Genomic DNA, 14,882 nt, shown 5'->3' with positions numbered 1-14,882 from the left:
AACTGTAATCTAATATAGGCCCATCTTCTGATACTATAAAACTATGAGAAAGTACAAAGGAAAACAAACTAATAGATAAATAGACAAAAAATAACGCGGGGTGTAAATTTGAGAAGAAAGTTCATACTTGTCGTCCTTACGGCTTTACTACTAACGATCGCACCAGTCACACAAATGCAGGAAGTGAGTGCCGCAACACCAAACGAAGTTGTCACTCAAGCTAAAAAGCTCCTGGGCATCAAATATGTCTATGGCGGAACGACAACATCAGGCTTTGATTGTTCCGGCTTCACAAGTTATGTCTATAAAAAATTAGGCATTAACTTGAATCGGACAGCCGCCGAACAATACAGTCAAGGGACTACGGTTAGCAAAAGTAATTTACAACCGGGTGATCTTGTTTTCTTCGCAGGCACTGGTGGAAAAGGTAGAATATCACATGTAGGAATATACGTTGGCAATAGCAATATGATTTCGGCAACATCAAGCGCTGGAATTAAGATTGATAATATCGACACGAATCCTTACTGGAATCCAAGATATGCAGGCGCAAAACGTCTTGACTCTGTGAATAATACGCCAGTTAAATCGGCAACACCAGCACCAGCACCACAACCAGAATTAGCGCCAGTCACGGATGGCAACTTTGCTGACGTTAAGGTCGCCCATGCAGCTTATGATGCGATAAAAGAACTTAATGTAGAAGGAATCATCAGTGGGTTCCCAAATCAGGAATTCCGTCCCGAAGCACAAGTAAGCAGGGGACAAGCTGCCGCAATGGTAAATCGTGTTTTGGAACTAAAACCAAAAAGTAACGTTATTTTCTCGGATGTAGGAACAACACACTCATTTGCAAAAGACATTGCAGCGATGAATGAGGCAGGAATACTGGCGGGATACTCGAATGGTAAATTCGGTGTGAATGACCCATTAACGAAAGCGCAACTAGCGGCAATACTAGAGCGTGCATTCAACATTTCAGATTCCGTTGAAGGTCAAGTGAAAAGCGCATCAATTTATACAGATGTACCGGCTTCGTACTGGGCATATGATTCAATTGTTGCATTGAAGCTATTGGATAAGACGACGGTTTTCCAAACAGCAAGCTTCTCAATCGATGCCAACACAACACGTGCAGAATTCTCTGCAGCACTCTATAGCGTTAAATAAGAAATGGTAAAGTTGTAAAGATAGCTACAAATAGAAGGGAGTCGCTCGTTACGATAAACGAACGGCTCTTTTTCTCTATTTACTTTTCTTACATCAAAAGGTTAAACTGATAGACAAGTATAGTAATAGAGATACAATAATAATAGATTTAGATTAAAGATAGAAAAACTACAATTATACAGGAGGAAAGAAATGACTAGAATTAGTAGTAAATTAATTGCAACCTTGTTAGTAATATTTACCCTTTCAGTTGGCCTTTCAAACATTTCTGCAAATGCGGATGAATTGACGGGACGCTCTCTCGAACTAGAAATGCGGGAAATGATTGAAAAAGGATACTTGAGCGGTTATGAAGACGGAACGTTTCGACCGACGGAAAACGTAACACGCGCGCAGTTTGCGGCATTCATCTCCAGAGCGCTTGGCTTGCCAGAAGCAAATGGCAGTTTCAAAGATGTTCCGCCTACATCGAAATTAGCCTCCGCAATCCATAAAGTGAGCGGCGCGGGACTCATGGTAGGCTCCAGTGATAATACATTCAAGCCAAATGAGCTCATCACTCGTGAACAAGTTGCACTCACAATGAAGAACGTATTGGACTATAGTCAAATGGCTACAGTAGAAAAACAAATCGTGTTCACTGACAGAAAAGATTTTGTCTCATCCGGCGGATTCCGCGCCGTACTTTATAGCATCAATTACAATATCATTAGTGGATTCCCAAACAACGCAAAGGATCCTAAAACAACTTTTCGTTTCGAACCAAAGTCCAACGCAACACGCGAACAAGCAGCAGCATTCATTTCACGCTTTTTAAAAGCGAAGGAGTCGTATGGCGGCCCGGTAACACCGCCCGTAACACCGCCCGTTACACCACCTGTTACGCCACCCGTAACACCGCCCGTAGTTTCTAATGTATTCCAGATGGCTTCTATAGTGAATGGGAAATTGGGGAAAAGTGGTGTAACCTATAAAGATTACGAATCGGCAGTAACGGCTTATAACGGTAGCTCAGCTTCTATCGTGGGTCTATATAATGGCAATGATTTGATTCGCGTCAAATCAGGAATTGCCTATGGAAATAATACAACTGTAAATGAAAATGGTAAAATAGTTCCAGAAGTAACGATTATCTATTCTCGCTACGATGGTTCTAAACCAAGCGGACAACTTACTTACACTGAAAATGGCCGTGAACTGCGTTATATTGATGCGAATGAGCACTTTGTTAAAGTACAAGCTGGCGGCACAATCGGTTATGTTAAAAATGATGAAGTCAATCTTATCCCAAGTAATCTAATTACGAACCGTGAATATTATACGGTAGGGACAGATGGACTACTTTACCATAGCACGGTTAACCACGAAGCTAATTCAAAGAAACTGCCAAGATATTCAATTGGGGAGGCACCTTCGTTCATGAAGCCAAACGTTAACTATTTCAGTTATGACGGTGTCCATTTCTCGAATGCCCAAGGTAAGCTGCAAGGAACGCACTACCCATACTTCCAGTTCCTGTCGGTTCGTACCAAAACGAATTATACAGCTAAAGAATTAGAAGCATATATCGCTACAGCACCCAAAACATCAAAATTGATTGGCATGGGTGAATATATAAAAGACATGGAGACACAGTACAATGTGAATGCGTTATTTATTCTGAGTGCTGCAATCCACGAGAGTGATTCGGGAATGAGTAACAATGCACAGACCAAAAATAATCTTTTTGGTAGTAATGTTCATGATAGCAATCCCCAAAATGGCGACACGTTTGCGAAGCCAGAGGACAGCATAAATGCATTCGTAAAACGGTATGTCAATTCTAATTATTTAGAACCACTAACAGGAGGCTATGCGAAAGGTGCCGCACCAGGGAATAAAACAACGGGTCTAAATGTACATTATGCATCAGATCCTAACTGGGGTTCCAAAATCGCGGGTCACATGTGGCGTGCAGATGAGTTTCTTGGTAAGAAAGACACAGGAAAGAACGAATTGCAACGTGCACTTACTGTATATGGAAAAAACATCAATGTACGTAGTGGTCCGAGCACAAGCTCAACTAAACTATTCTCGTTCAAGCCCCGTATTTTAGGAGTTAACGATGCATTTGGATATCCATTAGTAATCGTCAGTGAGATTGAAGGTGCAGACGGTACTTGGTATGAAGTTCTATCAGATTCATTAACTCATAAGACTGGCTGGATTAGTGAAAAAGATGGTAGCCTTCTACTTGTGAAAAAGATTCCAAAGTAATAGAAGTATTGGTTCATAAAAAACGTACACTTTTTATCTTTGTAAGTGAATTTTAAGAGGCGACAATTAGTTCGAAATCGAACTAATTGTCGCCTCTTTCTTTACGCTTTCTCACACTGAATCTTTCATTCAGGGTCATAATTCGTTTGAAGTTTGCTTCGAATATGATAATGGACCTCTGGTGTATCGGGAGCCCATCAAACTATTCCTCTAGCAATTTCGTAACCTTCTCAATCAATTCCGCGTCTTCACTTTCCAAGTACCCAAGCTTCTCATCAATCATCTCATCGAAATACGCATTTCGTGGCAACTTCATCTTCTCCAACAACTTCTGCGTTTCCAGAAAATCCTATAACGTCAGCTGTGGATAGTCATCACCAGAAAACGTGCCATCCGGCCTCGCTTGATACCACAACCACCACTTATATTCCAACCGCTATGAATGTAACTTAGTATGGAAAATTGGAGTACAACCACTCAATAATTTCAACCATCAGCTAATCATCAATCAAATCGAAAAGATATATATCTTTGTCGGCAACATCGCCACTACGAATACAGATGGTGTTACAAAGCGTAAGTTCCGTAAGATCCGAGAAGATTATGAGCGACTAGAAAACTACTATGCAAAAGAAAAGCGTACTCTAAAATAGATTGCAGTCGCCAATAAAGAACCACTGGATCAGTATTACAATAAACATAAAGAGCGCCTATTCAACTTCTTAGCACTTCTATATCATGTAGCAGAATCAAACAGCACCACAGGCAGTGGCAGTGACCTAAGAAGCTAGGCTAAAAGCGGCATCCTACGACCAACTAATGAATGAATTCGAGGTGTCACAACAATGGACAAGCTAATCCATCTGCATAATCAAGACAAATTAAAAAACTCACAAATCGCTACTCTTCTTTTATTTCCAACATATTTAGCCAAACAACCTATCAACCATCAAAAGAATGACTTTATGTATTCTATTCCTGCAACCCTGATAAACATTTAGTAGTTGTGGGAAAACTCTGAATCTTGCCTGTTGACTTAATTTGACGTATGTTATATATTTTGGTATTGGAATATCCTGGTTTTAATAACCTGTTTGCAATTTTTTATATTGGACTAGTAAAAAATAGATAAAGGGGAGTATAAAAGATAAGTGTTTTTGAGTATTAAATTAGAAAAATAAGCGAGATTTGAAAGGACGTTTTATAATGTTTGAAAGATCAATAAAAACTTTATTAGCTTTTACTTTGTTTTTTGTTTTTGTGCTAAGTGATACTTTGCTGGTTTTAGCATCTTCAGATATAACTCCACCAATAGTAAAGAGTATAAGTTTTGATAAAGCGATAGTAAAGCCAGGAGATAAGGTGCTTATACAAGTTGAAGCGGAAGATTTGGAATCAGGTATAGGAGAAGGTAGCACGGATAGATACTTAATGTTAAGCAAGTCGGGTAGTTCTAATGTAACGGAAATGATTTATTTGACTCACAACCCTACAACGAAAAAATATGAAGCGGGGTATACAGTACCGAGTACTGCAACAAATGGTACATGGTCTACGTACTTAATAGCCTTTGAAGATAAAGTCGGCAATACGTTTTCTACATTTCTACATGAAGGTGATTACCTTTATAATACTTTTACAGTAGTGGATGGAAATAATGATATAACTCCACCAACAGTAAAGAGTATAAGTTTTGATAAAGCGATAGTAAAGCCAGGAGATAAGGTGCTTATACAAGTTGAAGCGGAAGATTTGGAATCAGGTATAGTAGAAGGTAGCACGGATAGATACTTAATGTTAAGCAAGTCGGGTAGTTCTAATGTAACGGAAATGATTTATTTGACTCACAACCCTACAACGAAAAAATATGAAGCGGGGTATACAGTACCGAGTACTGCAACAAATGGTACATGGTCTACGTACTTAATAGCCTTTGAAGATAAAGTCGGCAATACGTTTTCTACATTTCTACATGAAGGTGATTACCTTTATAATACTTTTACAGTAGTGGATGGAAATAATGATATAACTCCACCAACAGTAAAGAGTATAAGTTTTGATAAAGCAATAGTTAAGCCAGGAGATAAGGTGCTTATACAAGTTGAAGCGGAAGATTTGGAATCAGGTATAGGAGAAGGTAGCACTGATAGATACTTAATGTTAAGCAAGTCGGGTAGTTCTAATGTATCAAAAATGATTTATTTGACTTATAACCCTACAACGAAAAAATATGAAGCAGGATATACAGTACCGAGTAATGCAACAAACGGTACATGGTCTACGTACTTAATAAGCTTTGAAGATAAAGTCGGCAATACGTTTTCTGCATTTCCAAATGAAGGTGATTACCTTTATAAAACTTTTACAGTAGAGAATGGAAATAATGATATACCTCCACCAATTGTCGAGGAACAACCAGTAATAGAAAGTATAGAAGTAAGTCCGAATAAGGTAACTGTTGAAAATCAAGTAGATGTTAAAGTGAAAATAAAGGATGATCTTTCCAGGGTCAAGCAAATGAGTGTTTCTTTTAATTCACCTTCAAGTAAAACAACAGGTAATATGACAGATTTTCACTTAACGTATGATAAAGAACTAAAAGAGTGGGTTGGAAATAAAATAATTTCCAATAATTCAGAAAATGGGAAATGGGAATTTTATAAAATAATGATGGTTAGTGATTCTGGCGTGACACAAAATATTACAGCAGATTTACTACCAGAAGGAGTATCAGTTGATTTCAATGTAGAAAATAAAGATGGTGACTGGACATCTCCTAAAATTGAATATGTTGAAATTAATTCTAATGAAGGAACTGTTGGTGAAATTATTACTATAAAAGCAAAAATTAGTGATGATAAATCTGGTGTTTCTGGAGCCTACGTACAATTCTATTCACCGAGTTATGAACTTACTCAAGAATTTAGAACTGTTTTTTAAAATTATGATTCAAATCAAGATTTCTGGATTGGCAATTATAAAATAAGTGAAGAGGATGAAAATGGAATATGGAAATTTCAATCACTCCAGACGAATGACAAAAATGATAATAGCGCTTCTCTATCAGAAACAAACTTTTTAAATGGTGAAATGGACTTCAATTTAATCTCAGATAATGTTATAGATATAAATAATACTGCTTCAATTTTTTCTGTTACTTCGTTAGGTAGTAGAGAGGAAATGTCATTATCATTTAATATTGATCAAAGTATACTTAAACTGATAACACATGAAACAACAGGAAATATTAGTATAAAAAATGAATTGGGTCAAATCTTAAAGTTGGATTTAAAATCATTTATTAAATGGGGTTTGGTAAAAGCCTCATTTACATTACCTACAGAAGTAATAGAGGGGAATTGGGAAATTATTGATATTAGTTTAAAAGTTAATAATAACTATTATACTTTTAATAATTTTCAGGGAATACGTTCTGTAGAAAACTTTTATATTCCATCCCATGAAGCGGACAGGTGGGTAAGAAAATCATTAGAACAAAAAATAAATAATGATTATATAAATGTGGCATTAAATAGTTATTATGAAATAAATGAATTTATTAAAAAATTTAGATTAGCATTACCACCATTTGTTGAGAGCGTTACTTATGATGAGTTAATGAAATATGCTACTTGGAAAGAAAATCCTGATGGAGATGCAGTCTTTTTATATGAATGGTGGAAAGAAGGAATTATACCAGCCTTAGCGACTCCATCTGTTCCTATTTTCATCTATAATCATTACTTTGAAGATATATCATTTAAAACACAAACTAAAATCGAATGGTACGTAGCAGATGTATTACATTATGTACCAAATTTAAATAAAGAAAATAGTAAACTTACTGCGATAATTACAAGTCCAGATGGAACAGAATATGAAATTAGAAATTTTCAATATGATAAAAGATTTTCGTTATATGATGTGTCGTATAAAGAAGGTGGTTGGAAGGGATCATTTGAATTGCCTGCTTTACCATTAAATGGCATTTGGAAAATTGATCGCTTAATAGTTGAAAATGAAGGTGGATATTCTAAAACTTACTTTAATGGAATCGACTTTTATGGGGCAAGTATTAAATTAATTGATGCATTTGAGCCGACATCAGATAATTCAACACCAACACCAACACCAGAAGAACCTGAACTACCAATATCAACGCCACTAAATGTATTCAGAGATGTATCGAATAATTATCGTTTTATTAATGAAATCATCTATCTTTCTAATAAAGGTATTATTAGTGGATATAAGGATTCTACATTTAGACCAAATGAAGTCGTAACAAGAGGTTCTGCAGCAATTATGATTGTTCGTGCATTAGGACTAGAAGAAGTTGTAGGAGAAACTGCATTCACAGATGTTAACCAAAGTTCAGTAGCAGCTGGCTATATTGCTGCAGCAGTTAAAAAAGGGTTTATTAAAGGTTTTAATGATAATACGTATCGTCCTGATGAAATAGTTACTCGTGGTCAAATGGCAATTTTAATTAGTAGTGCATTTGATATTACTTCAGCTTCACCTAATTCATTCAAAGATATGAACTCAAGGATTTCATCATTTGATGCTGTATCAAGAATAACTTCTTTAGGAATTGCCAGTGGCTATACAGATAATACTTATCGTCCAAATGAATTACTAACTAGAGGACAATTTTCTGCATTTTTAGCAAGAGCTGTAAATCCTTCTTTTATTAAAAAATGAAAAATAAGAGTTGATTATTATTTTTGTATTTTCTTTAGTGAATGTTAATTAATTAAGAGGGTGGCGATTAAACTACTCTCTTTTTTAATGCCATCATAAAACAAAGATTTTACAGCGATAATAGTACTTTATGACACCTGTTTAACCCCTATAAATCGGGCTTTGCAGCATGTTTATATATTGGGGTAGGCGGTACGGGGCTATTTTCCGTTAATAGGTGCTTTCTATCACTGTCAAACATATTCCACCCCCAATCACGCATCCAGTTTCAAAATAACCCGAGATAAAAGTTAGATGGCACATTTTTAGCGTCAACACGAACGCCGCCGCTCACCATTACCGCTATATGAACGCCTCTATTTACTGACAGTCGCACAGCCGATTACCGTCTATGATTGTAGTTTGAAAATTAAAATTTTTAATTGAATCTAGTGTTACAATTAAGAAAGATAAATAAGTAGAGTATTGGTATAGGGGGCGATCAAAATTGAAAAACATTGAATTATATACCCAGACTAGAATGTTGTGCACCCCAAAAGTTAGAGTCAAAATCTAACTTTTGGGGTATTTTATTATGGCTAAATATAGCGATGAGTTTAAATTACTGGTTGTGAAAGAGTATCTAGATGGTCCACTTGGTTTAAAGTTGCTAGTGCGTAAATACGAAATAAAATCACATACACCGCTTAGTAATTGGGTGAAGACCCTTAAGGCTCACCATGTGTTCTAAAATATGTCCCGTAAAGGGAACTGTCTAGACAATTCACCAATGGAGAACTTCTTTGGTCTTTTGAAGCAGGAGATGTATTATGGCGTAGCGCTTCGCACATACGAGGAGTTAAATAGAGATATTGAGACTTACATCAATTATTACAATAACAAGCGTATCAAGAAAAAATTAGCTGGCATGAGTCCGGTTCAATACCGTCTGCATACCAGCCAATTAGCTGCATAATATAAAACTCTAACTTTAAGGGGGCACAACAAATCAAATCCGGAGCCCATCAAACTATTCCTCTAGCAAATTCGTAACCTTCTCAATCAATTCCGCGTCTTCACTTTCCAAGTACCCAAGCTTCGCATCAATCATCTCATCGAAATACGCATTTCGTGGCAACTTCATCTTCTCCAACAACTTCTGCGTTTCCAAAAGATCCAATAACGTCAGCTGTGGATAGTCATCACCAGAAAACGTGCCATCCGGTCTCGCTTGATACCACAGATCCCCAGTTTCTCGGATCCACCCGCCATCTGCCTGACCAAACGACTCGATACCCGTTATGACATGCTTTGCAGCTTCCATATACTTCTGTTCACCTGTATCGCTAAAGGCGGTCAATAAAATCTTCAAACCACCCAGCTCATGATTCAAGGAAGCATGCGTCACCGGCGTCTTCGGATCTTCATCGAAATAATCGACAATGAGATAGCCATCGCCAGCTTCGATGATTTCACCAGCTTCAATGCGAGATAGTAAATAATCCGCATACACAGGTACGTACAGTTCTGCGCCTGTTACGTCGCCTTTAAACGTTTCGGCGGTCTTGTCCAAGAAGAACGACACGAACTCATTGTAGCGTGTATCCACATAGGGAGCACGTACACCATAAGCATTACCCAACCAAGTGCTCGTATACTCGGAAGGCCAGCGCGTCCCTTCAAACTCATCGATATAGTAGAGCAGATTGATGCGTGAATTCAACACCATCGTTTCGAAAAATACAGAACCTGATTTCTCGTACCACTCTAGCGCCACGTCATCTTCAATCCGGCCGATGACACGCCCATAGCCCATTTTAGTAGATGGCTCGATTGAGAACGGCAACTTCGTGTAAGGACCGTCCATCGTTAACCAGTTCAACTGCGAAACCTGATTATGTAACGCGAAATCGATATAGTCATCCTCTTCAACCTCAGAGGAGAAGAGAGGCTCTTCCGCTACAAGTATCCAAGACTCTGCAATGTTTCCACTTCCGACGCTCGCTGACCGTGAAATCGCGTCATCATTGACCTCTATATCTTGGAATTCACGGTCCAACTCACGAATCTTACTCGTATTTCCGTTTTCATACGCTTTTACCATCACTTTTGAAACGTATTGGTTTCCAATAAGCAATTCAAGCGTATGATCTTCACCGGTAGCCGTAATCCTGCCGTAAGGATTAACCGTCGGATCTTCCCCGAAAACATTATGATGCGGGTGGTCAACCGTAACGGGATTCCAACTTTTCGTGTCGAGATCCACACCGGCTTTAAAGTCGATTGTGGTACGCATGTTAAACCCTATCAGACCATCATTCTCTAACCGTTCAAAGAGGAAGACGGCCCCGTTACCTAGCGTTCGTTCTACGATCGAATAGGTTCCTATATCTTTGCCGAACAGTTTTACATCAAATTCCCGAATAACGTCAACTGTGTTTTCCATTTTCCGTGTCTTCTCACCCGAAAACTCGGTCTTCACTGCGGAAGATGTCATAAGGGAGGCAGAGTAATCATCCCCTTCATAGACAATCGTCTTATCTTTTATGAAATTGGGCAAAACGGCGACACCCAAGATTACAACTAGCAATACTAACAAACCAACAATCCATTTCTTCAATCGAAAACACACTCCCAAAATTGATTCCCTTTAACTTCATTCAGCAGAAGTCTCCCACTTCTATAAGTGGTGAGATGAATGCGAACGAAGCCTACAATTCAGCGGGGGTTCAATCCCATGCTGAATAAATTTAAAGCCTCCGGCGGATGTCAAAGATTTTGAAGGGAGTTACTAATAGGCAACCTAAGTTCGCCGCGTCCTGCGGCAAAGGTTGCATACCTGCGTCCTGCAGGCACAAGCTCAATTCAAAATCTTGACGCAATCACACCGAGGTGTGATTGATTTACTTAAAATTCATCTCCGTATAAGTCCAACAAATCGTCTGACCCCTTCACGGTAAAACAGGAACAGCATTCCTGCATAGACAGCAATCCCTGCTGGTACAAGCACAGCCAACTGTAACAAAGCTGCCCACTCACTAGCCCCAAGGACAACCTTTAATCCCCAAACGGCGAGTCCCATTACAATAGCAGGACCGATAACCCGCGAACTCATCCGGGCAAATCGCTTAAACTCAGCAATCCCTAAATCGCGGTACACGACAACCATCGACACAACAAAGTAATAAACACTCACAACAGACGCTGAAATCGCAAGCGCTGGATACCCATACTTATCAACCAACAACCAGTTCAGCAAAAAGTTCACGGCAATCGTCGTAACACTGATCCGAAAAACAACCGCCGTCTTGCCACGTGCATACATCGACTTCGACAAAATGAGTTGCATTCCCTGAAATACAATAATCGGCAAATACAACAATAATGCCAGATGTGTATTCGCTGTATCTGCTGCCGTAAATGCACCTCGTTCATAGATGAACGCAACAACCGCATCGCCGACAACCAACAATCCAATCGCAACCGGTAACAGCGTCACCAACGAAATTTCCATCCCGCGAAACACCGTATCTCTAAATTTTGCTACATTTTCCGTCTGCTCACTCATCAGCGTAAAGATAATGGCAGCCAAAGTCGTCGCGTAAATCGCATTCGGAATACTGATGATGAGCGAAGAGTTATTCAAATACGTAACTGACGCATCTCCCGTACCAGAGGCGAAAAATCGGTTGACAAATAAATTCACTTGCCCAACGACAGAGTTTAGTAAGGAAGGAACAATCAAAATCAAAAACGCTACCCTGAAATCGCGCTCCATTCGAAACACAGGCTGCCATTTATAATCCGAGCGGATAAGGGCTGTAACTTGAATCACTACGCCCATTATCGTTCCGGCGATAAAACCGTAAACCAAAGAGAAAATTCCCCATATATCACTGAAAAACAACGCGAAAAGGGCGGCCATTAATGTCGCAAGCAATTTCGAAACTTGAGAGGGGACAAAAATTCGTCGCGATTGCAAATAAGAATCGAGCAAACCACTAAGCGCAATCATCGTCATAAACGCAAAGAAAATCTGCGTCATTTGAACAGCGAGAACAGATGTCGCTTCAGTCATATTGCCGTAAATGAACGGTACAAATGCATTCGCGAAAAACCAGCCAAGTAAACTGACGCCGACAAAAATGAGCATCGTCCAATTCAATAACGCATTGGCATTCTGATCTCCGCGTTCACCGGCGGCCCGACTTTTCACATACATCGGTAAAAATACATTATTGAACCCTGTTGAAATCATAGCAACAACTAAGGTGATGAAGCCGAATGCAAGGAAGTAGGCATCGGTCTCGGAAGAAGCACCGAATTCTTTTGCAACAATTGATTCGCGGATAAACCCAGATACTTTTAAAACGAGCGCAAGCGCTGTCGCCCATAATGCTGTCTTTTTCAATCGGTTCATAATAGCCTCCAAAATAGAAGAAAGCTCCCAGCCGGGGCAGGGAGCTTCAAAATTATTTATTCAATGCTTTAAGGTAAATTGCTTCATATTTCTCAGCTGCAGCAAAATGTGAATACTCGGCAATAATCTTCGCACGAGCCGTATCTGCCAAGCGCTGACCTTCTTCAGGATCGCCAAGCAAGCGAATCATTGCGTCGCTTAAGGCTTCTACGTTTTGCTCTTCAACAAGCAGCCCGTCCACACCATCCTCGATAATTTCCTTCAAACCACCAACCGCACATGCAATCAATGGAACACCGGAGCCCATCGCTTCAAGCGCCGATATCGAAGTCGCTTCCTCAACACCCGCAGAGTAAATTGATGGCACAAGCGCAACATTACTCGCCGCATAATACTCAACCATATCCGTATGGTCAACTGCACCAACCATTGTCACGCGGTCAGCGATACCCAGTTCTGCGGCTTTCGCTTTCATCGTCTCCATCATTTCGCCTGTACCCGCAAACACAACCCGCGCTTTCGGGAATTTCTCAAGTACTGCCGGCAATGAAAGAATCGGATAAATAACACCATTTTTCTTCGTCAACCTGCGGGGCACGAAGAAAATCAAGTCATCTTTCTCTAGTCCATACTTTTCACGGAATTCATCCCGACGTTCAATCTCAGGCTTAAACGACTCGACATCGATGAAGTTCTTAATCATATTGCCGACTACGCCTGTTTCCTTTTCGATATACTCCTTGATGCGCGTATCGACAGTGATTACTTCGCGCGTCGCTTTATACGATGCCCGCTCATCTTCCATCAATTCCTTCGCTTCAGGGGAGCCATCTATAACGGACCCCTTGGAAATACCTTCAAACGTCAAGTAACCGTGAACCGTGCTGACAACAGGGACATCGGAAGACATAGCAGCAAACGTAGTAAAGACATCCTGCGCATTGACCAAGTCATACGAGCCATCCGCAACTTCGGCTTTAATGATTGCCTCAAGTCCTTCTTTCCGACGTTTCAACGACCAGACATAACCAGAGCCTTGTTTCACTTTATTCAATAGAAAAGCAGGGCCTCTTACGACACCTTCTTTTTTCCACTTAGGCACATCCGTAAACGACACAATACGCACTTCATGACCGCGTGATTCGAGTCCCGACTTCAATGTCGTTAAATGAACCGACAATCCACCTAAATGAGGATAATCATACGCAGTTGCCAATAAAATCTTCATTACTCATCGTCCTCCATTCAAAAACGTATCCCGTAACAAGTCAACATTGCGCAGCGCTTCAGAACGCAAAACGTCAACATTTGGTTCAATCATTGCTTTTAGTTCATCCGAGTGATCAAGCGCATATAACGAACTTTCAAGCAGTTCCTCTTTTGTGAACTCTCCAAGTGGGAACGACTTGTCCCACATACCTGAGCGTTTCAAAAAGCTCTCCACTTTGCGGTCATAGCTTAACCCGATATGCGGCACGTTCGATAATGCCGCGAATATTAATGCGTGCAATCGTAGTGCAAGTGTTAAATCTGTCTTAGCTATGAAATTATAAAACTCATTGGGTGTAAATGATTCACCAAGCAAACGCGTCTGATTCGCGTGTTTCATCTTGGCCATCACTTTTTTCGAAACGTTTGTATCATAAGGCGGTTCCATTGGGACGAACACGGGCACAACACCACGCTGTTCGATCAATTCATCCAATACCCATGCTAGTTTTTCAATATAGACATCTTCATGTTCAAACCAAGGACGTGGTGCAACGGCGACAAGACGTTCATCACCTGTCAAACCAAGCGACACATACGCAACATTATCTTCATTTGGTTTAAAGGCGAACACAATATCTGCCGTCACAATCGTTTCAGGGCGTTTCACCCCTAATGAAATCAAATAATCTTTCGAATACTGATCACGTACTGTGACCAAATCTGCCATATTGGCAAACAACCGCATTAAAAACTTGCCCCATTTACTCGTCACAGGACCGATGCCTTGTGAGAAGAACATTACCTTCGTTCCGCATAACTTCGCCAAGAAGACAATAAGCAAATAATAGGGAAGGGGACCAAACAAAAATTTAGTCGGATACGTATCCTGCAATAGGCCACCCCCACCAGAAATTAGCAAGTCCGCCTGACGCAATGCTTTCACTTTGTCCTTATTCCCATGACGCCATCCACGATAGACCGACTTTACACCATGTTCTTTTGCTGTCTCTTCAGGGGACAACGAAAACACCGTAATGTCCGGATTATCAAGTTCCGCACGTAAATTATCAACAATCGCCTTCAAAATCGCCTCGTCACCCGTATTGCCAAGGCCGTAAAAGCCGGAAAGTACAATTTTCAA

Annotated in this window: 9 protein-coding genes and 1 pseudogene; 6 read left to right on the top strand and 4 right to left on the bottom strand. The window is 39.9% G+C overall.

Annotation, left to right across the window (positions count from 1 at the left end; all coding sequences use genetic code 11):
* Positions 1-108 precede the first annotated feature (108 nt).
* The 6 genes and pseudogenes from AC1TO6_RS08020 to AC1TO6_RS07995 form a co-directional block, all read left to right on the top strand.
* A complete protein-coding gene (locus tag AC1TO6_RS08020) occupies positions 109-1,170 on the top strand; it encodes a C40 family peptidase (protein ID WP_482101084.1) in 1,062 nt (353 codons plus the stop codon).
* A 192-nt stretch (positions 1,171-1,362) separates the two neighbouring features.
* Positions 1,363-3,426 (top strand): S-layer homology domain-containing protein, encoded by a 2,064-nt coding sequence (locus AC1TO6_RS08015; RefSeq protein ID WP_482101083.1) that lies wholly within the window; start codon positions 1,363-1,365, stop codon positions 3,424-3,426.
* Positions 3,427-4,632: 1,206 nt separating this feature from the next.
* Positions 4,633-6,366 (top strand): hypothetical protein, encoded by a 1,734-nt coding sequence (locus AC1TO6_RS08010; protein WP_482101082.1) that lies wholly within the window; start codon positions 4,633-4,635, stop codon positions 6,364-6,366.
* A gap of 150 nt (positions 6,367-6,516) precedes the next feature.
* Positions 6,517-8,130, top strand: coding sequence for an S-layer homology domain-containing protein (locus AC1TO6_RS08005; protein ID WP_482101081.1), 1,614 nt, complete (start codon positions 6,517-6,519; stop codon positions 8,128-8,130).
* A 574-nt stretch (positions 8,131-8,704) separates the two neighbouring features.
* Positions 8,705-8,860, top strand: coding sequence for a transposase (locus tag AC1TO6_RS08000; RefSeq protein WP_482101080.1), 156 nt, complete (start codon positions 8,705-8,707; stop codon positions 8,858-8,860).
* A pseudogene (locus tag AC1TO6_RS07995) lies at positions 8,861-9,085 on the top strand (IS3 family transposase); the annotation flags it as partial. It abuts the gene before it with no gap.
* 54 nt (positions 9,086-9,139) lie between these two features.
* Here the strand turns inward: AC1TO6_RS07995 and AC1TO6_RS07990 are convergent.
* The 4 genes from AC1TO6_RS07990 to csaB form a co-directional block, all read right to left on the bottom strand.
* Positions 9,140-10,729: a hypothetical protein gene (locus AC1TO6_RS07990; protein ID WP_482101079.1), complete on the bottom strand. Its 1,590-nt coding sequence runs from the start codon at positions 10,727-10,729 to the stop codon at positions 9,140-9,142.
* A gap of 294 nt (positions 10,730-11,023) precedes the next feature.
* A complete protein-coding gene (gene murJ, locus AC1TO6_RS07985; protein ID WP_482101078.1) occupies positions 11,024-12,529 on the bottom strand; it encodes a murein biosynthesis integral membrane protein MurJ in 1,506 nt (501 codons plus the stop codon).
* A gap of 52 nt (positions 12,530-12,581) precedes the next feature.
* Positions 12,582-13,757, bottom strand: a complete 1,176-nt coding sequence (locus AC1TO6_RS07980) for a glycosyltransferase family 4 protein (protein ID WP_482101077.1) — start codon at positions 13,755-13,757, stop codon at positions 12,582-12,584.
* A 3-nt stretch (positions 13,758-13,760) separates the two neighbouring features.
* Positions 13,761-14,882 (bottom strand): polysaccharide pyruvyl transferase CsaB, encoded by a 1,122-nt coding sequence (gene csaB, locus AC1TO6_RS07975; protein ID WP_482101076.1) that lies wholly within the window; start codon positions 14,880-14,882, stop codon positions 13,761-13,763.

This window comes from Sporosarcina sp. Y352, assembly GCF_056786535.1.
This window is presented reverse-complemented; position numbering and strand designations above follow the sequence as displayed.

Coding starts and splice junctions, on each gene's coding strand:
- AC1TO6_RS08005 (WP_482101081.1), top strand. CDS start 6,517: ATGGACTTCAATTTAATCTCAGATAATGTTATAGATATAAATAATACT.
- AC1TO6_RS07980 (WP_482101077.1), bottom strand. CDS start 13,757: ATGAAGATTTTATTGGCAACTGCGTATGATTATCCTCATTTAGGTGGA.
- AC1TO6_RS08000 (WP_482101080.1), top strand. CDS start 8,705: ATGGCTAAATATAGCGATGAGTTTAAATTACTGGTTGTGAAAGAGTAT.
- AC1TO6_RS08010 (WP_482101082.1), top strand. CDS start 4,633: ATGTTTGAAAGATCAATAAAAACTTTATTAGCTTTTACTTTGTTTTTT.
- AC1TO6_RS08015 (WP_482101083.1), top strand. CDS start 1,363: ATGACTAGAATTAGTAGTAAATTAATTGCAACCTTGTTAGTAATATTT.
- murJ (WP_482101078.1), bottom strand. CDS start 12,529: ATGAACCGATTGAAAAAGACAGCATTATGGGCGACAGCGCTTGCGCTC.